The 17206-nt window shown below is 66.9% G+C and carries 21 protein-coding genes; 14 read left to right on the top strand and 7 right to left on the bottom strand.

Annotated features, from left to right (window positions below):
- The 9 genes from VGR37_02920 to VGR37_02880 form a co-directional block, all read left to right on the top strand.
- Positions 1-652, top strand: a 652-nt coding sequence (locus VGR37_02920) for a hypothetical protein (protein HEV2146345.1), incomplete at its 5' end; no start/stop codon positions are given.
- Positions 653-863: 211 nt separating this feature from the next.
- Positions 864-1493 carry a class I SAM-dependent methyltransferase gene (locus VGR37_02915; protein ID HEV2146344.1) on the top strand — a complete coding sequence of 210 codons (630 nt, stop codon included), beginning with the start codon at positions 864-866 and terminating at the stop codon, positions 1491-1493.
- 152 nt (positions 1494-1645) lie between these two features.
- Positions 1646-2275 carry a class I SAM-dependent methyltransferase gene (locus tag VGR37_02910; GenBank protein HEV2146343.1) on the top strand — a complete coding sequence of 210 codons (630 nt, stop codon included), beginning with the start codon at positions 1646-1648 and terminating at the stop codon, positions 2273-2275.
- Positions 2276-2505: 230 nt separating this feature from the next.
- The gene (locus tag VGR37_02905) at positions 2506-3342 is read left to right on the top strand and encodes a hypothetical protein (GenBank protein ID HEV2146342.1); all 837 of its coding nucleotides are present in this window, start codon (positions 2506-2508) and stop codon (positions 3340-3342) included.
- 296 nt (positions 3343-3638) lie between these two features.
- Positions 3639-3986, top strand: a complete 348-nt coding sequence (locus VGR37_02900) for a DUF4377 domain-containing protein (protein HEV2146341.1) — start codon at positions 3639-3641, stop codon at positions 3984-3986.
- 371 nt (positions 3987-4357) lie between these two features.
- Positions 4358-5554 carry an amidohydrolase family protein gene (locus VGR37_02895; protein HEV2146340.1) on the top strand — a complete coding sequence of 399 codons (1197 nt, stop codon included), beginning with the start codon at positions 4358-4360 and terminating at the stop codon, positions 5552-5554.
- Between the two features lie 180 nt (positions 5555-5734).
- Complete coding sequence (locus VGR37_02890; GenBank protein HEV2146339.1) at positions 5735-6586, top strand: hypothetical protein; 852 nt, start codon at positions 5735-5737, stop codon at positions 6584-6586.
- Positions 6587-7055: 469 nt separating this feature from the next.
- Positions 7056-7274 carry a ribbon-helix-helix domain-containing protein gene (locus VGR37_02885; protein HEV2146338.1) on the top strand — a complete coding sequence of 73 codons (219 nt, stop codon included), beginning with the start codon at positions 7056-7058 and terminating at the stop codon, positions 7272-7274.
- Positions 7271-7669 carry a putative toxin-antitoxin system toxin component, PIN family gene (locus tag VGR37_02880; protein HEV2146337.1) on the top strand — a complete coding sequence of 133 codons (399 nt, stop codon included), beginning with the start codon at positions 7271-7273 and terminating at the stop codon, positions 7667-7669. The genes VGR37_02885 and VGR37_02880 overlap by 4 nt, the downstream gene beginning before the upstream one ends.
- Positions 7670-7812: 143 nt before the next feature.
- On the opposite strand, the gene VGR37_02875 is transcribed toward VGR37_02880, so the two are convergent.
- Positions 7813-7995: a hypothetical protein gene (locus VGR37_02875; protein ID HEV2146336.1), complete on the bottom strand. Its 183-nt coding sequence runs from the start codon at positions 7993-7995 to the stop codon at positions 7813-7815.
- A gap of 393 nt (positions 7996-8388) precedes the next feature.
- Here VGR37_02875 and VGR37_02870 point away from each other — a divergent pair, with 393 nt between their 5' ends.
- On the top strand, positions 8389-9186 hold the full coding sequence (locus VGR37_02870) for a DUF2268 domain-containing putative Zn-dependent protease (protein HEV2146335.1): 798 nt from the start codon (positions 8389-8391) through the stop codon (positions 9184-9186).
- A 155-nt stretch (positions 9187-9341) separates the two neighbouring features.
- Positions 9342-9980: a carboxymuconolactone decarboxylase family protein gene (locus VGR37_02865; GenBank protein HEV2146334.1), complete on the top strand. Its 639-nt coding sequence runs from the start codon at positions 9342-9344 to the stop codon at positions 9978-9980.
- 210 nt (positions 9981-10190) lie between these two features.
- Here VGR37_02865 and VGR37_02860 read toward each other — a convergent pair whose 3' ends face one another.
- From VGR37_02860 to VGR37_02845, 4 genes are all read right to left on the bottom strand, one after another.
- Positions 10191-11357, bottom strand: a complete 1167-nt coding sequence (locus tag VGR37_02860) for an amidohydrolase (GenBank protein HEV2146333.1) — start codon at positions 11355-11357, stop codon at positions 10191-10193.
- An 80-nt stretch (positions 11358-11437) separates the two neighbouring features.
- Positions 11438-12460 (bottom strand): deoxyhypusine synthase family protein, encoded by a 1023-nt coding sequence (locus tag VGR37_02855; GenBank protein ID HEV2146332.1) that lies wholly within the window; start codon positions 12458-12460, stop codon positions 11438-11440.
- A 156-nt stretch (positions 12461-12616) separates the two neighbouring features.
- Positions 12617-13249, bottom strand: a complete 633-nt coding sequence (locus VGR37_02850) for a hypothetical protein (protein HEV2146331.1) — start codon at positions 13247-13249, stop codon at positions 12617-12619.
- Positions 13246-13455, bottom strand: a complete 210-nt coding sequence (locus VGR37_02845; GenBank protein ID HEV2146330.1) for a hypothetical protein — start codon at positions 13453-13455, stop codon at positions 13246-13248. The genes VGR37_02850 and VGR37_02845 overlap by 4 nt, the downstream gene beginning before the upstream one ends.
- A 261-nt stretch (positions 13456-13716) precedes the next feature.
- Between VGR37_02845 and VGR37_02840 the strand changes: the two genes are divergently transcribed.
- Entirely contained in the window at positions 13717-13929 is a 213-nt protein-coding gene (locus tag VGR37_02840) for a cold-shock protein (protein ID HEV2146329.1), read from the top strand.
- Positions 13930-14017: 88 nt separating this feature from the next.
- Here the strand turns inward: VGR37_02840 and speY are convergent, their stop codons facing one another.
- Both speY and VGR37_02830 read right to left on the bottom strand, forming a co-directional pair.
- A complete protein-coding gene (speY, locus tag VGR37_02835; GenBank protein ID HEV2146328.1) occupies positions 14018-15175 on the bottom strand; it encodes a deoxyhypusine synthase in 1158 nt (385 codons plus the stop codon).
- Positions 15176-15290: 115 nt separating this feature from the next.
- Positions 15291-16118 carry a TIGR00730 family Rossman fold protein gene (locus tag VGR37_02830; GenBank protein ID HEV2146327.1) on the bottom strand — a complete coding sequence of 276 codons (828 nt, stop codon included), beginning with the start codon at positions 16116-16118 and terminating at the stop codon, positions 15291-15293.
- Positions 16119-16296: 178 nt separating this feature from the next.
- Between VGR37_02830 and VGR37_02825 the strand changes: the two genes are divergently transcribed.
- Both VGR37_02825 and VGR37_02820 read left to right on the top strand, forming a co-directional pair.
- The gene (locus VGR37_02825) at positions 16297-16698 is read left to right on the top strand and encodes a hypothetical protein (protein HEV2146326.1); all 402 of its coding nucleotides are present in this window, start codon (positions 16297-16299) and stop codon (positions 16696-16698) included.
- Positions 16699-16705: 7 nt separating this feature from the next.
- Positions 16706-17134: a secondary thiamine-phosphate synthase enzyme YjbQ gene (locus tag VGR37_02820; protein HEV2146325.1), complete on the top strand. Its 429-nt coding sequence runs from the start codon at positions 16706-16708 to the stop codon at positions 17132-17134.
- The last annotated feature ends 72 nt before the right edge of the window (positions 17135-17206 follow it).

Genomic DNA, 17206 nt, shown 5'->3' with positions numbered 1-17206 from the left:
CATCCCGCCTGTGCTCCGTACCAGCCTTGCCTCCTCTGTTACGCCTCCCGCGGAGCCGCCGCTGCGTGCCCTCTCCACGGCCAATCCTGCCGTCGACTCGGTGCCGCCTCCGAAGGCCCCCTTCTTCAACAGCCTTCTAGGCCTTCTACTTGAAGATCCCTTGGATCAGCCGATCTTCAGTGGACCAACATGCGCCCTCGTTGTGTGGGGTCTGGATGACTTCCAGCCGCAGGATGCTCCAGACGCGAAGACGTTGGTATTTTCTGAGGAAGATCTCTACTACCGGGACTGTACCCCAGAAGATTGTGGTGGCTACGCTATCGAGGTTTTTATTTTCCCGAAGCGTTATTTATCCGCAGCAAGAATGCGCGGGGGTAAGCTGACGATATCGTTGGCATGTCTTGAGTTCGAAGCTACAGCAGGAGTTCTGGACTTCCCATTAATCGTACTACCCGGCCAGCCCATCATTCTCGGTGTGCTTGCTAGCCGCAGTCGAGCAAAGTTCCTTGCTCCCTCTGGGTTCACACTCTCATCACCGAGTGACCGTCGTCGCGGTGAGCCCATCGCGAACAGCCTTCTCGCCGCCTACCCCGACATGTGGCCTGATCGTCCGATGAAGACGTTAGATTACTCTCCCCCAGATGCTCTCTAATGGATTTGCAGCACCAGAGCCTCAACTACTTGTGACGTAAGGGCTATCGGCAGCCGCAGCCTAACAATTGCGCTGCAGGCGACATGCAGCCGGCGACCCTTTCACCGCTTGGTGCCTTGAGCGCCGGTCACACTCCGGCGTAAGCTCACGTTCGGCTGCACGCGCCTGAGCTTGAGGGCGTCAGGCGCGAATCACAGGAACCGGAGTGCCCGTGAAGAGATTCGGACCCGATCCGCGTCCCTTCTTCGACTCGGCCTACCACGGAACGGCACCCTGGGACGTCGGCAGACCCCAACCTGCGCTCGTCGCGCTCCTGGAGAAGTACCCACCGACGGCGCCGGTACTGGACGTCCGGTGTGGCTCCGGCGATCTCGCAATCTATTTGGCGCAGGCTGGACTGGATGTCTTGGGCATCGACTTCTCCGAGGCTGCGATCGCGCAAGCGCGGCAGCGGGCCGGAGCTCTCCATCTCGACACCGCAGCTTCTTTGGCTCTTGTTGTGGCGGATGCACTCCGGGTATCGCTGCTGGATCGGCAGTTCGGCGCCGTCGTCGATTCCGGGTTCCTCCACGGATTGGTCCGCGGCGACCGCGATCGCTTTGTCGCGGAACTCGCCTCGGTGCTGCTCCCCGGCGGCCGCTACTCCGTACTCGGCTTCGCGTCCAAGCGTCTCTGGCCTCCCACACGGCCCGGGATCAGTGAGAAAGAGTTGCGGAGGCACTTCACGCCCGAGATAGGGTGGCACATCCACGAGATCGTCTCAGCGGGGTTCCATACGGTCAAGAGCCCTACTGCAGCGATTCGCGCGTGTATTGAGCGAGTCCCTGCGCCACGCGCCTAACGATCGCGCGCTGCAGGCGACATGCAGCCGGCGGTCGTTTCACTGCCTGGTGCCTTGAGCGCCGGTCGCACTTCGATGTAAGTTCACGTTCGGCTGCACGCGCCTGAGCTGGAGGGCGTTCGGCCCGGATTCCCCACCAACGGAGTTGCCTCTTGATCCAGGCCTTCCTCGCACGGCAACTCGCCCGGCCCACTGGCCTCTTCGGCCGCTGGATCATGGCCCCACTGCTGAACCGCGGGAACCGTGCGATGAATCGGCTCACCCTGGAGCAGCTTGCCCTCACCCCGGACGACCGCGTGCTTGAGATCGGCTTCGGCGGCGGCGACCTGCTCCACCAGATTCTCGCGCTGCCCGGCTCCTTCGCAGCCGGTTTGGACCTTTCCGCCGAGATGGTCGCCAGGGCACAGCGACGCTTCCGCTCTGCCGTGCGCGCGCGCCGCTTACACCTGCAGCAGGGTACCATCGAGGCGCTCCCCTTTCCGGCCGCTACGTTCACCCACGTGTGCAGTGTGAACACGCTCTGCTTCTGGCCGGATGTCGCGCGAGCGCTGGCCGAATGTAGACGAGTACTCCAGTCTGATGGAGCCCTGATGCTGTGCTTCACTGCCCGCGCGGACCTGGAGCGGTGGCCTGGCCACCGCCACGGCTTCCGCCTCTACGATATCGCTGAGCTGGAGGAGCATCTCCGGGCAGCGGGCTTTCGGAACATCGAGGTCACGCAGGGCGCAAATCCGCAGCAGGGCCGGTTCTACTGCGTGCGTTCCCAGCCACTGCTGGCCTAGCCAGTGCCTTGCAGGCAACATGCGGCCGGCGATTCCTCCACGCCTGGTGACGGAAACGCCAGTCACAGTGTCCCGGTGCTGCAGTTTGGCCGCACGCGCCTGAACTTGAGGCGTTCGGCGGCTGCCCGACCAAGCTGCGGTGTCCTGATAGGTTGCGCGCACGTTCGTCCCAATTCAGATATAGATGGAACGGAGAGCCTCAACCTGACACCCAGCCTCATAGGAGCACAGTGGAGCAGACGCGACCAAAACCCTATGTATTCGTACTCATGCCATTTGAGTCGGCATTAGATGATGTCTACCAGTTTGGGATCAAGGCAGCCTGCTCAGATGCGGGAGCTTACTGCGAACGCGTTGATGAGCAACTGTTCGACGAAAGCATTCTGGAGCGCATCTATAACCAAATCGCGCGGGCAGACGTTATCGTCGCTGACATGACCGGTCGAAATCCCAATGTGTTCTACGAAACCGGGTACGCGCACGCGCTTGGAAAGCGTGTTATCCTACTGACCCAGCGCGCTGAAGATATTCCTTTCGATCTTAAGCACTTCCCACACATCATCTACGGCGGGCGGATCTCAGATCTCAAGGGGCCTTTAGAAACACGGATCCGGTGGAGCATCAACAACCCAGAACAGTCATTGAGGCAGGTGGAGGCACTACCAGACATCTACTTGGAAGGCCAGCGACTAGACCAGAATTCAAATTTTGAGGCCGAGGTCGGATACCCGATGTTACTGAACCTTCAATTCGCCCTACACAATAGCAGTGATAGCGTGATTGATTTACGAGTGTTTCGCTTTGCGGTCATCTCTTCTAACCGTTTCCCCGGCGACAACGGGATGCATTCTGGCCCTGCCATTCGCCTTCCGGATGGGCGATATATCCACCACCTGCGCGTACTCAGGGAAATTCTCCCTCAGGATTGGATAGCTCTGCACTGTGTACTCCGTGGGGACGAGGACCAAGTTTTCGGCGGGCACCCAGAGGAGCTAGTGCTGAGGATCCATTCGGAAGTCGGTCACCGCGATATCCCATTTACTGTCAACTTCCCCGGTTACGGGTAAGCGGCCAACAGCGTGCGAAAGCGAAAGCCGCCTAACGATTGCGTTGCAGGCGACATGCGCCCGGCGATGCTTTCACGCCTGGTGACCGGACCGCCAGTCACCGTGTCCCGGTGTTGCAGTCTGGCCGCACACGCGTGAACTTGAGGGCGTTAGGCGGCCTCCCATGCGGGCGCCTGCTGCGTCCGGCTATCTCCCAGCGCAGGCACTCCGGCTGTCGTGACGCCGGGGCCGTTTGCAGCGTCCTCTCCCGGATCGTTCCCGAGCCGCGCTGCGAACCCTCTGCCCTCGGACTTCCGATGCGCTCTTTCTGTGCCGGGCTCCTCCTCCTCGTGCTCGCCGTGCCGGTTCTTACCGGGTGCGGCATCGTAGAGCCAGATCGCTCTTCGACTCTCACGCTTCAAGTCGGCCCACAAACCGTCGATTGCGTCGGGTTCGTCCCTCAACAGTGTCTCCTGGTGAAGGAACCCAAGAGCACCGAGTGGACGTACTTCTATGATGCGATCGAGGGGTTCACCTTCGAGCCCGGGTACACGTACGTCCTCCTGGTGCGGCGTCTTCAGATCCGCAACCCACCTCAAGATGGGTCCAGTGCCGAGTATCACCTGCTCAAGGTCCTCTCGAAGGAACCAGCTCCTGCCGCCTAACGATTGCGCTGCAGGCGACATGCAGCCGGCGACCATCGAAGCGCCGGGTTCCTTGAGCGCCGGTCATGCTCCGCCTTCAACTTGACGGACGGAACGATGTCGCCCGCCACACTCACCCAGGGTCCCCGATGCGCCTCTCGTTTCTCCGCCCCCTCGCGGGAGTCGTCCTTGCCTGCACCGTCGGGGCCTGCGCCGGTAGTCAACCGGCCAGAGACGCGGCATCGCCACCCGCTGCCGTCGCGTTCGCGCATGTCGGCGTGGCCGACGGAACCACCCCTGAGCTGCGCCGCGACTGGACCGTTGTAGTCCGGGACGGGCGTATTACGGCGGCAGGTCCTTCGGGGGCGGTGCGCGTGCCCGAAGGAGCGACGGTGATCGATGGCACTGGGCGTTATCTCGTCCCCGGCCTGTGGGACATGCACGTGCACCTGAACGAGAAGGACGTCGAGTGGCTCCCGCTTCTCGCCGCCCATGGCGTGACCTCCGTGCGAGACGTGGGGACGCTGCGCGCGGCCGAGGCCGACAGCATGCGCGAGGAAGCAGCGAGGCGGAACCTCCCCGCCCCGCGCATTGCGACAGCGGGGTTCATCGTGGAGACGCAGGGGAGCCTTGCGTTCATGGAGCGACTCGCAGCGGGTGCTGCGGGTACGCCGCACCCGACGCCGAGGTGGAGCCGTGGACGTCTGGTCGTCGCCAGCGCCGATGAGGCGGAGGCGGTAGCCGACAGCGTCGTGCGTGCGGGCGGGACGATGCTGAAGTTCATCGATCCAGGCTCCGGCGAGAACTACCTCGCGCTCGCCGCCGCCGCGCGGTCACGCGGGCTCTCTCTCGTAGGACACGCGCCGCAGACGCTGCGTTGGGTGAGTCCATGGCAGGCGCTCGAGGCGGGCCAGCGGAGCTTCGAGCATGGGTGGGGGTTTGCGCGCGCGCTGGACACGATGCCTGCCCCGTCCCGCGAGGCGCTCGCGGCACGCATGCGGGAGCGGGAGGCCGCGTTCGTTCCGACACTCCTGGTCTCGGGCCAGGAGGGCATTCCGACGGACCGGTTCTGGACTCTGGTGAACGATTCACTGGGCGCGGTCGACCCTCGGAACCGCTGGATCTCTGCCCATGAACGCACCCAGTGGGCGGTGCGGCTGCGCATGCTGCGCCCTTCGGAGCGCAGTGCCGAGTCTGTGGAGGCCTGGCGCCGGCAATATGCCCGCGAGACGGCCGCCCTTCGCGAGATGCACCGACTCGGCGTGCCGATCCTGCCCGGTTCCGACCTCGGTATGTACCTGGTCTACCCCGGAAGCAGTCTCCACGAGGAGCTCGCTCTCCTCACCCGGGAAGCCGGGATGACGCCGTTCGAGGCGCTCCGCAGCGCCACGCTCGCATCCGCCCGCTGGATGGGAATGGCGGATTCCGTAGGCTCGGTTCGGGAAGGCCAAGTTGCGGACCTGGTGCTGCTCGATGCCGACCCGCTCGCGGATGTGGCGAACCTGGCGAGGGTCCGCGCCGTGATGATCGGGGGGCGCCTCTACGATCGGGCCGCGCTCGAGGCGGTTCTCGCGTGGCGCGCGCGGTAGGAGTCCGCGCCGGACGCTCGAAGGGTCCCTTCCGGTCCTGAGCGGCTGGTTCGGGCCTGCTCGGGCATGGAGACGCGGACGTGTCATTCTGCAGCCGGCGGCCCTTGTCCCCGCTGGTGCCTTGAGCGCCGGTTGCACTTCGGCGTCGGCGGCCGGGGATCTCGTGACGCAGGAACGGTGATGAGCACGACCCACTTGCTGTCTTCTCCCTGCGGATCGCGTACGTCATTGACACAGATAGCCGCCAGAGATCGCACAATGCACTTCCCCTGGGTGATCTTCCTGGTTCTGTCTGCCATGCTGGTGGTTCAGCCTCTGAACAGACCAGCCGCTTCGCAGACGCTAGAAGTGCCGAGCGATTCTGTGCCCGCAGATACAGGGCGCAGGGATACGGCACGAGTGGGGAATCCGCACCATCCGCTGATGCTGCCTGCGCTCGTCGCACTGGGGGCCGTCATGCTTTTTGCGCCTTCGACCATTGTTCTGATGAACCCGGTCCGGGACACGGTACGTCCCGGCTTCATGGACAACCATGTGTCGGTGTATCTCACCGGTGGCGTCGGGGGCTTTGATGAGCCCGACCAGGCGGGAGGGGCACACTCGCAGAGCATCGAATTTCTCCAGAACGGTGTCTATGGCGAGCTGAGGGTCGAGAACTTCCATCTGCCGGATCATACCCAGCGCCAAGCTCTACGTGTTGGATACCTGATCCACCCCAACGACGCGATGGCCGGGGGGATCACATTGGGCTATCGCCGTGCGCCCGGAGGTGGATTTCGGCAGGGCGTCGAAATTGGCTTTCCCTTGCTCTGGGGCACGCGCAGTGGGTGGGCACGCATTGATGCCACGTATGTCATCGCGTCCTTTGCAGCGGATTGGCATTGGCGCATACAAGGAGGCTTTCCCCTCTCCGTGAAGCCATTCATAGCCGGGCTCAGCATGGAGTTCACGGGGCCGCCGCGCTGGCGCTTGGCAGAGGGTCCACCCGCCAATGGAATGCTCTTGTCCCTGTTGTTCGGAATGCGGCTTTGAGTGGGTACGTCGAGCCTCTCGCGTGGTGCGGAGATAAGTTGTAATGTGGCACGGCTCGACTGGCCCAACACGAGCGCTGGTGTCCGCCCGGGGCGCCTGAGCTTTTGGGTGAGGCGCGCTGCTTCCTGCTGGTTCGTGACCTTCAGAGCTAGCATGTAGGTGGGCCCGGCCTCCCTGACGCATCCTCCTGCGCTCGTGCAGCGCGCTGTTGGGTGCGCTGGCTCCGCTTGCTCGTGTGCTTGGCTACCGCGCGGAGCCCCCGCGCGCCTAACGAATACGTCCCGGGAGACGTGCAGCCGGCGATGCATTCTCGCCGGGTGACTGAACGCCAGTCGCCGTGTCTGGATGGTGCGGCTTGGCTGCACGCACCCGGACTCGAGGGTGTTGGGCTCGGAATGATCGTGCATCTGGCGGGTCCCCGGCAGGCTGTGCTAGATTGTGGCACACGGCGCAACCAGAGGAGGCCATCGTGCGCGAAAGTATCTCGATCAGTCTGCCCGAAGAACTCAAGGCCGAACTCGACCGTTTCACGCAAGCCGAGGGCGTCTCCCGGAGCGACCTGGTCCGCGAGGCGCTTCGTGAGTACCTCTTCACCCGCCGATTCCGTCGATTGCGGCAGGAGCTCATGCCGTATGCTGAGGCGCAGGGGATCTATACGGACGAGGACGTCTTCCGCGAGGTGTCGTGAGGCTGGTCCTGGACACGAATGTCCTTCTCGCCGCCTTCGTTTCCAGAGGCGTGTGCCACGACCTGCTGGAGCACTGTGAGCGCGCGCATCGGATTGTTGCTTCCGAGTTCATCCTTGAGGAGTTCGCGGACAAGCTCCTTCGGAAATTCAAGGTCCCGTCCGACAAGGTCCAACGCGCGGTCGCTCTGCTGCGCCCCCGGATGGAGGTGATCGAACCGCCTCCCCTGGATCTCCCCACCTGCCGGGATCCCGACGATGACTGGGTGCTGGCCACTGCTCTTGCGGGTCAGTGTGCGTGCATCGTCACCGGAGACAAGGACCTGCTCACCCTTGAAGTCTTCTCCGGGATCCGAATCCTCCCACCCTCTGCATTCTGGGCCTACGAATCGGAGTAGGCCCCCCTGCGCCTAACCAATTGCGCTGCAGGCGACATGCAGCCGGCGGCCATCGTAGCGCCTGGTGCCTTGAGCGCCGGTCGCCCTTCGGCGTAAGCTCCCGTTCGGCCGCACGCGCCTGAGCTTGAGGGCGTTAATAGGCCTCAGTCCTCATCGTTCTCGCTGGCCTGCTTGGCCGCGTGGTGGGCAACCGCAAAGGCCTTGCTCTCGTCGCGGTCGTACTGCTCATAAGCGTTGTTGAATGCCTCCAGGAAGGCCTTCTTCTGATGGTGGGTGTACTGGTCCACCTGGGACTCTGGGAGATCGGAGATCTTCTTGTACGGCATCGTCTCCTCCTTCGGCGTGAGCGCGTTCGCAGCGCCGGTCCTGCAGTCCGCGTGCCGGTTGCGGCGCCCGGCCTCACCAGAGCGCTGCATGCGACGTGCAGCCGGCGGCCTCGAGAGCGCCTGGTGCCTTGACTCCCAGTTGCACTCCGGCATAAGCTCCCGTCCGGCTGCACGCGCCTGAGATCGGGGGCGTTTGGCCGCTCGAGGGCCCGTGTATTGGGTGTTGACCGTGAGTTCGGCACGGGATTGGCGGCCACGCGTCATCTCCTCGGAATCCAAATGGTACGGCTCAAGACTTCGGCTCTGCTGGCGCTCCTATTCTCGCTCGTTGGCAGCGCTCCTGGCGCGGCGCAGCGCGGCGACGTCTCGCCGCACCCGGATTAAGCACGCCTGGTGACCGACGACATCCCGCGGTTCTGGGCGGTGTTCGATCGAGCAACGCCCGAGACGCTGCCGGAGCTCCTCCAGCGCGAGTACCTGGATCCGGGTACCGCGGGCCTTCAGGACTTCATCCCCCACCGGATCCGCAGCGCTGCAGAACTCGCGGAGGCGATTGTTCGCCGGAGGGAGCGATACGAGGAGATCCGCGAGGCCAGCCTGAGCGTGCGATCTTCGGAGCGGGCGATCCGCGCTCCCTTCTACGCGCTCGAGTACCTCTATCCCGCGGCGGTATTCCCGGATATCTACTTTGTGATCGGCCGCCTGAGCGCTGGTGGAACCGCCTCGGGTCGAGGACTTCTGGTCGGAACGGAGATGTTCCGTGATGCTGAGGGGCTCCGCAGCATCGTCTCTCATGAGCTCATTCACTTCCAGCAGAAGGCGTCCGGGCAGTATGCGGCCGCGGAGGCGGCGCCTACGCTGCTGGCGGTCGCCGTCCTGGAGGGCAGCGCCGACTTCATAGCCGAGCTGATCTCGGGGGTCCGGGGCAATGCCCAGGCACAGGCGTACGGCCGTGTGCACGAGTGCGAGATCTGGCGCGATTTTCAGCAGCAGATGCACGGGAAGGATCTCGGAGGCTGGTTCTATGGCGATCCGCCTGGGGAGCGCCCCGCGGACCTGGGCTACTTTGTCGGGTACCGAATCGTCGAGGCCTACTATATCCACGCCGCCGACAAGAGGCGGGCACTATACGACATTCTGACGATCCGCAACTTCGACGACCTACTGTCCAGGAGCGGGTATCAGCCATAGCGGGGCCGCCGGTGCACTCCCTCCATCCCGCGGCCTGACATAGCTTGCAGGCGACGGAGGGCCGGGCATCTTTGTGGAGTCTGATGGTGGCGTGGCCCGACGCGCCTGAAGCAGCTCCGTTGGGCCGAGGTGAGACTCTCGCGTCCCAGGAACGAGTGGTTCACCTGTCGAGAGACTCCTTCCTCGCATACTTCCGCACGGAGGTGGATACTATGGGGCCCCGTCTGAGCCCGATCGAACGCCCAGCGAACCCGCTGCTCCGCTTCGCCTACTGGATCGCAAACCGTCAGTTCGGCAAAGTAATCACTCCCCTGAAGGTGATCTACGCCCGCAAGCTTCGCCTGCTCCCGATTGCCGCGCAGATCCAGCGCACCATGGAAGGGGGCCTGTCCATCGATCCTTCCTTGCGGCTGCTGATCCAGGTACAGACCTCCCGCCTCAACGGGTGCTCCTTCTGCGAAGACCTGGCCCTGGCCAACGCAGTGCGCAACCGAATTGGGCCGGAGCGCTTTGGTGCAATGGCGGAGTTTCGCGCGAGCACCCAGTTCAGCGAGCGCGAGCGGGCGGCGCTCGCCTTCACGGAGGCAGCCGTGCGGGATCGGCACGTCAGCGAAGAGATCTTCGCGCAAGTCCGAATCCACTTTTCCGAGACCGAACTTGTGGAACTGGCCTGGGTCGCTGCGGCCGAGACCTATTTCAACGTTCAGGCCCACGCGCTTGGCATCGGCTCCGACGAACTGCTTGCGCTCGCCTCTGCCAGAGGCCATAAGCCTCATGGTGGGTTCTCAACCTGACCAGAGCGCTGCACGCGACATGCGGCCAGCGTCTTCGCGTTCGCGGCCGAAGCCATGCACTAGGAGTCGTTCTACGCGGTGCCACTGGCCCGCTGATGCGCCTCCTGGCGGACGAGAACGTCCGACGACAGCGGCGGCACGGCGCGGATCGAGCGCCATGCCGCCGTCGTCGTATGTACCCCTTGTCTCCCGCTTGCGGGGAGCGGAGGCCTACAGCCCCCGGTGCAGCACCCGCAGCGCCGCGCGCTCCAGCACCTCCACGGCTACCGGCAGGGCGTCCTCGCACACGTCGAAGCGGGGGGAGTGGTGCGGGTGTACCTGCCCCCGCTCCTCGTTCCTGGCCCCCACGAAGAAGTAGCACCCCGGCACCCGCAGCAGGAACTCGCCGAAGTCCTCGGCGGCCATGGTGCGCACGTCGGGATCGGTGCGGAGGCGGTCCTTCCCCACCACCTCCTCGGCGGCGGTCCGCACCGCCTCGGCGGCGCGCGGGTCGTTGATGGTGGGCGGGGTGTTCTGGTCGTAGTGGAACTCGTACTCCGCGCCCATGGCGGCGCAGACGCCCGCCACCACCTGCTCGATCCGCCGCGGCAGCGCGGCGCAGAGCTCGGGGGTGAAGGCGCGCGCCGTCCCCCGCAGCAGCGCGGTGTCGGCGATCACGTTGCACGCCTCGCCCGCCTGGAGGGCGCCCACCGAGACCACCGCGGACTCCAGCGGCGACACGCTCCGCGAGACGACGCTCTGCAGCGCGACCACCACCTGGCTGGCGGCGAGCACCGCGTCCACCGTCTCGTGCGGGATGGCGCCGTGGCCGCCGCGCCCGCGGACGACGACCTCGAACTCCGCGGCGGAGGCCATGAACGGGCCGGGCACCACCCCCACGACGCCGCTGGGGAGGCCCAGCCAGACGTGCAGGCCGAGCGCGGCGTCCACCCCCTCCAGCACCCCCTCGTCCACCATCCGGAGGGCGCCGCCGCCGCCCTCCTCCGCCGGCTGGAACACGTACTTCACCGTTCCCGGCCAGCGGTCGCGCGCGGCGGCCAGGCGCTCCGCCACCGCCAGCCCGATCGCCACGTGCGCGTCGTGCCCGCAGGCGTGCATGGTCCCCGCCTGCGTGGAGACGAAGTCGTGCGTGCACTCCTCCAGGATGGGGAGCGCGTCCATGTCCGCCCGGAGCAGGAGCGTGGGGCCGTCGCCCGCGCCTCCGCGCATCGTCCCCACCACCCCCGTCTCGGCGATCCCCGTCCGCACCTCGTAGCCGGCGGCGCGCAGGCGCTCCGCGGCGATCCCGGCGGTGCGGTGCTCCTGGAACCCCAGCTCGGGGTGCCGGTGCAGGTCGCGGCGGGTCTGGATCAGCAGCTCGGTCTCGGCGGTCGCCATCGGTCTGGAGCGTCTCCGGTCGGAGGTGGACGGAGAAAGGACGATAGCGCATCTGCGGAGGCGGGGTCAATCGCGCCGACCTACATCCCCAGCACGCGGGCGAAGACCAGCGGCGCCACGATGGAGGCGTCCGACTCGATGACGTACTTCGGCGTGTCCACTCCCAGCTTCCCCCAGGTGATCTTCTCGTTGGGGACGGCGCCCGAGTACGATCCGTAGCTCGTGGTGGAGTCCGAGATCTGGCAGAAGTACCCCCAGAGCGGCACCTCCGGGCGCTGCAGGTCCTGGTGCAGCATGGGCACGACGCAGATGGGGAAGTCGCCCGCGATCCCGCCGCCGATCTGGAAGAAGCCGATGGACGACTCCGCGGCCGTGCGCTCGTACCAGCCGGCCAGCTCGATCATGTACTCGATCCCGGTGCGGACGGTGTGGACGTCCCGCACGTCGCCCGAGAGCACGTGGCCGGCGTACATGTTCCCCAGCGTGGAGTCCTCCCACCCCGGGACGAACATGGGGAGGTCGCGCTCGGCGGCGGCCAGGAGCCAGGAGTCCTCCGGGTCGATCTGGTAGGCGCCCTCCAGCTTCCCGGAGCGAAGCACCCGGTACATGAACTCGTGCGGGAAGCGCCGCTCGCCCGCGCGGTCGGCGGCCACCCACTCCTCCAGCACTGCGGCCTCGATCCGCCGCATGGCCTCCATCTCGGGGATGCAGGTGTCGGTCACCCGGTTCATGTGGCGCTCCAGGAGCGCCTGCTCGTCGGCCGGGGTGAGGTCGCGGTAGTGGGGGACGCGCTCGTAGTGGTCGTGCGCCACCAGGTTGAAGACGTCCTCCTCCAGGTTGGCGCCGGTGCAGGAGATGGCTTGCACCTTCCCCCGCCGGATCATCTCGGCCAGGGAGAGCCCCAGCTCGGCGGTGCTCATGGCGCCGGCCAGCGTCACCAGCATGCTCCCGCCGGCGTCCAGGTGGCGCACGTAGCCGTCCGCGGCATCCACGAGCGCGGCGGCGTTGAAGTGGCGGAAGTGGCGGCGGAGGAAGTGTGAGACGGGACTGCGGGAGGCGAGGTCCGGGGCGGCGGCGGGCGCCGCGGGCATCACGAGGGTCATGGCGAAGGCAGCTCCGGGCGTCGCGGTCGCGCCGCGGCCCGGGACGCCGACACCGGGCCATGGCGGGCGTCCTACGAAGCACGCTTCACGCGCGCGACGCCATCGGAACGCCGGGTGGCTCGGAGGGCCCAAGGGTACACGCGAGCGTCCCCGCGGTCAAGCCGCGGGGGGGCGCACCAGCCGCCCGTCCCGGTACGCCCGCACGCCCTCCGTGCCGTCGTTGAGGAGCAGGAGCGCGCCGCGGCCGCCGTAGCGGCGCATGACGTCGTGCATCATCGCCTCCTCGCCGTGCCAGGGGAAGCCGTACACCACGTCGAAGTCCTCCAGCGGGCGCATCAGCTCCAGGTACCCGGAGGCGCCCTCGCCGATGGTGCCCAGCCGGCTGTCGCCGCTGCCGGGGCGCCACTCGTATCCCATGGGGAGGAAGCTCCCCGCCGCGAAGCGGGCGCCCGAGTCGAAGCGGGCGGCGAGGTCGCGGGCGATGCGGACCAGCTCCGGGTCGAGCTCGATCCCGTACGCCTCGAAGCCGAGCAGGTCCGCCATGATGGTGATCACTCCCGTGGCCGAGCCCCACTCCAGGAACCGCAGCCCGGGGGCGCGGAGCGGGAGGAGGGCCTGCAGCACGCGCTCGTAGTCGGCGGCCACGAAGGGGTGGAAGTCCCGCTGGCGCACCTCCAGGTCGAAGCGCTCCCAGATGTCGCGGCCCTCCTCGCAGAGCGAGGCCAGCCGCGCCTGGAGGTCGGGGTCCAGCCCGGCCGGCGGAGTCGGCGCACTCCGGGCGGCCGTCACCCGCGGGCTTCCCCGTCCCCGCCCTCCTCCGGGATCTCGCGCGCCACGCCCAGCTCCTCCGCGGCGCCCCAGTCGATGCCGTTCTCGTCCGGCCCCCCGCCCTCCTCCTGGCGGAGCCGCTTCTTCTCAGCCTTCTCGTCCTTCTTCTTCTGCTTCTCGATCTCCTTCTGCCGCTTCTCGAAACCGTAGTTGGGTCGTCTCGCCATGGTCTGTCCTTCCTTTCTGTTCGATGGATCCACACCTCCCGGCGGAGGGTGCGCCGGGCCGGCTTTCGTGGCAGCGGCGGCCGTCGGATCGGCCGCCGGGTTCTGCGGTTCGTCCACGCTCCGCACCTTTCGGTCCCGTCACTGAAGCCCCCCTGCTGCAGAACACCTGCTGCTGTCTCAGAACGAGGAGCATGGTCCTTGCACGCAAGATCGGGCGTCCGACAGGCAGGTACAGATTCCACCACCAGCGAGGATGACCCGATGGCACGCGAGACCGGTACCGTAGAGCGGTTCATGGACGACAAGGGGTTCGGCTTCATCAAGCCGGACTCCGGCGGCAAGGACGTGTTCGTACACCACTCCGCCATCGGCGGATCTGGCTTCAAGTCGCTCGCCCAGGGCCAGCGGGTGGAGTTCGACCTCGTCCAGGATCCCAAGGGCCCCCGGGCGGAGAACGTCGTCTCGCTGGACTGACCGACGCAGCCTTCGTCCCTGCCGTCCAGGCAGGCGAGCCGCACGGCGACACCGTCGCCGTGCGGCTCCCGTGTGCCCGTGACCCGTCCTACCGGTCGCGGTCGAGCATGCTCTCGTGCACGGCGTGCTCGCGCGCGGCCTCTTGCGTGGCCTCGTTGCGCTCGCTGCGCTCGTATTCCTCGCGGATCCGCTGCATCATCTCGTCGCGCCGGTCGAAGAGGCGGCGGGGCGTGCGCGGCGCGTGGTTGTCGAGCGCGTAGGCGGTGAGGATGGGGAGCGCCACGGTGGAGTCCAGGTAGCAGACCACCGCGTCGGGGAGCCGGTCAGGATCCACCTTCCCCCAGGAGACCGCCTCAGCGGGGGTGGCGCCGGAGAGGCCGCCGGTGTCCGGGCGCGCGTCGGTGACCTGCAGGAAGTAGTCGTGCCCGCGCTCGTCGATCCCCATCACCTCCTGGATCTGCGGCTCCGTCTGGAGCGCGAAGTTCTTGGGCGAGCCGCCGCCCAGGATCCAGATGGCGCTCTTCCCGCCGCGCCGCTTGGCGTCCAGCACGATCGCGGCCGTCTCGTTCACGTCGGCGTTCACGTCGAACGCCAGCCTGTTTCCCTGCAGCGCCTTGGCCGCCACGTTCATCCCGATGGACGAGTCGCCCGGGGACGAGGTGTAGATGGGCACCGCGTGCTCGTACGCCGCCGCCAGCAGCGACTTCCGCCCGATCCCCAGCTCCGCCTCGCGCGCCGCCACGTACCTGCCGCACAGGTAGTGGAACTCCGCGGTGGACATGGGGCGCTGGAACTCTTCCGAGGCGATGATCCGCCGGAAGAATGCGTCGGTGTCCAGGAGCACCGAGTAGTCGAAGAAGATGTCGTAGATGCGGACCACCTCCTCGTCGCGCAGCACCACGTCGGACACGTGCGGGTTCCCCTGCCGAAGCTCCAGCCCGATCCCGAAGTGGGTGTCGTGGTACAGGTTGGCGCCGGTGGAGATGATCCAGTCCACGAACCCCGCCTCGATCAGCGGGATCACCGCGCTCATCCCGAGGCCCGCCGGCGTCAGCGCCCCCGTCATGGTCATCCCGACGGTGACGTCCTCGTCCAGCATCTTCCGGGTGAGGAGGAGGCACGCCTCGCGGAGGCGGGCGGCGTTGTACGCCTGGAAGGTGCCGTCCACCAGCTCGGTGACGGACATCCTGGCGCCGATGGGCTTCGGGTCGATGCGCTTCCCGCTGAGAAACTTGCTGTGGGCCATGGTCGGAGCCGAAGTGCGAAAGTGCGTGAGTGCGAAGTGCGAAACGGCCGGGAGGGGGAGCGCGAGGTGCGGGAGTGCGTACGCTCGCACCTCGCACCTCGCACTTTCGCACTCCCTACTGTGCGTCGTGCCTCTCGGGGCGGACGATCTCGCTGTCCGCGGGAGGGGGCTCCGGCTCCTGCGTCGCGCCGCGGGGGGCCACGGGCCGGCCGCCGCGCTCCCGGATCACGCGGACCGCCTCCTCCGGCGAGTCGGTCACCACCATCAGCTCCAGGTCCGGGGCGGAGATCTTCCCCTCCGCCAGCATGGTGCCGCGGAGCCAGTCCAGCAGCCCCTGCCAGTACTCCGAGCCGAAGAGGATCACGGGGAAGTCGCGGACCTTCCCCGTCTGGATCAGGGTGAGCGCCTCGAACAGCTCGTCCATCGTCCCGAACCCGCCCGGGAAGATGATGAACGCCTCCGCGTACTTCACGAACATCGTCTTGCGGACGAAGAAGTACCGGAAGTTGATGGCGATGTCCACGTAGGGGTTGACCCCCTGCTCGAAGGGGAGCTCGATGTTGCACCCGATGGAGAGCGCTCCCCCCTCCTGCGCCCCGCGGTTGGCCGCCTCCATGACCCCCGGGCCGCCCCCCGTGATCACCGCGAACCCCGCCTCCGCCAGGAGCTGCGCGGTGCGGCGGGCATGCTCGTACTGCGCCTCGTCGGGCCGCACCCGGGCCGAGCCGAAGATGGTCACGCCCTGGCCGACGTTCGCGAGGGTGTCGAACCCCTCCACGAACTCGCCCATGATGCGGAAGACGCGCCACGGATCGGAGTGGGTGAAGTCGAACGCGGGCGCCGGGGTGACGGTGGGCGACTCGAGGAGGCGCTCGTCCTCGGTGGTGGCGCCTATGCGGGCGGCGCGGCTCACGGACGGGCTCGGCTGCTCGGCTGCGGACATCTACCTCTGGCTCGGGCGGAGGTGCGTGGTCGGACTGCGTGCGGGGGCAAGATAGCCCCTGCTCGCCTGCGGGACAAAACGCCGGGGGCGCGGAGTCGCAATTCCGGGACCGTGGTGCGATTTTCGCAACCCCGGCGGGGGCGCCGCTTCCGCCCCCTTCCCGCTCACCGGAGAGCCTTTGAAGATCCCTGTTGCGTTCCTCGCGGACGAGGCGAACATCTCCCAGGACGGCAAGCTCAACGTCCTGGGGATCTTCGACCGGATCGCCGCGGCCACGTTCCCCACGGTGCACCCCAAGATGGTGTTCGCCTTCCGGGTACACGCCGAGTTCGCAGACGCGGGGCAGAAGTACGCGGTGCGCGTGCGGCTGATGGACGAGGACGGCGGCGTGATCTTCGAGGCCAACGGCGAGATCGTGGCCCCCACCGTGGGCCCGGGAGAGTTCTCCACCGCGAACCAGATCTTCACCCTCGTGGGGGTGCAGTTCGGGCAGCCGGGCGTCTACAAGTTCGTGGTCACGGCCGACGACCTCGAGCTGCACGAGACGCCTTTCATCGTCGCGAAACTGGCCGGCGAGTGACCGACTGATGCGAGAGATCCGGGTCCGGACGACGAAGCGCTGCGAGCTGGTGGAGATCACGGACCGGCTGCAGACGCTGCTGGAGGAGAGCGGCCTCGCGGAGGGCGCGCTGGTCGCGCAGAGCATGCACACCACCGCGGCGCTCACCGTGAACGAGAACGCCGACCCCGACGTGCAGCACGACCTGCTGGAGAAGCTGGAGCGGCTGGTGCCCCGGCACGAGCCGTTCTACCTGCACGCGGAGGGGAACAGCGACAGCCACCTGAAGACCAGCTTCTTCGGGCCCTCGCTCACCGTGCTGGTGCAGGGCGGACGGCTGGTGCTGGGGACCTGGCAGGGTGTCTATCTCTGCGAGTTCGACGGGCCGCGGGAGCGCCGCGTGGCCGTGCAGCTCCTCGCCGCAGCCGGGGCGCAGGGCAGGGGGGGCGCGGCATGACGGGCGGCGCGGGGAGCCTCCTGGCGATGGCGAAGCTCGCGGTGCGGGGGATGCGCTCGCCCAGGCCCGGCG

This window comes from Longimicrobiaceae bacterium, from assembly GCA_035936415.1.
In the GTDB taxonomy this organism is placed as follows: domain Bacteria; phylum Gemmatimonadota; class Gemmatimonadetes; order Longimicrobiales; family Longimicrobiaceae; genus JAFAYN01.
This window is presented reverse-complemented; position numbering and strand designations above follow the sequence as displayed.

Excerpts from the sequence above, each read along its gene's own strand:
- VGR37_02900 (HEV2146341.1), top strand. The coding sequence starts at position 3,639 with ATGCGCTCTTTCTGTGCCGGGCTCCTCCTCCTCGTGCTCGCCGTGCCG.
- VGR37_02890 (HEV2146339.1), top strand. The coding sequence starts at position 5,735 with ATGAGCACGACCCACTTGCTGTCTTCTCCCTGCGGATCGCGTACGTCA.
- VGR37_02875 (HEV2146336.1), bottom strand. The coding sequence starts at position 7,995 with ATGCCGTACAAGAAGATCTCCGATCTCCCAGAGTCCCAGGTGGACCAG.
- VGR37_02860 (HEV2146333.1), bottom strand. The coding sequence starts at position 11,357 with ATGGCGACCGCCGAGACCGAGCTGCTGATCCAGACCCGCCGCGACCTG.
- VGR37_02855 (HEV2146332.1), bottom strand. The coding sequence starts at position 12,460 with ATGACCCTCGTGATGCCCGCGGCGCCCGCCGCCGCCCCGGACCTCGCC.
- VGR37_02845 (HEV2146330.1), bottom strand. The coding sequence starts at position 13,455 with ATGGCGAGACGACCCAACTACGGTTTCGAGAAGCGGCAGAAGGAGATC.
- VGR37_02840 (HEV2146329.1), top strand. The coding sequence starts at position 13,717 with ATGGCACGCGAGACCGGTACCGTAGAGCGGTTCATGGACGACAAGGGG.
- speY (HEV2146328.1), bottom strand. The coding sequence starts at position 15,175 with ATGGCCCACAGCAAGTTTCTCAGCGGGAAGCGCATCGACCCGAAGCCC.
- VGR37_02830 (HEV2146327.1), bottom strand. The coding sequence starts at position 16,118 with ATGTCCGCAGCCGAGCAGCCGAGCCCGTCCGTGAGCCGCGCCGCCCGC.
- VGR37_02820 (HEV2146325.1), top strand. The coding sequence starts at position 16,706 with ATGCGAGAGATCCGGGTCCGGACGACGAAGCGCTGCGAGCTGGTGGAG.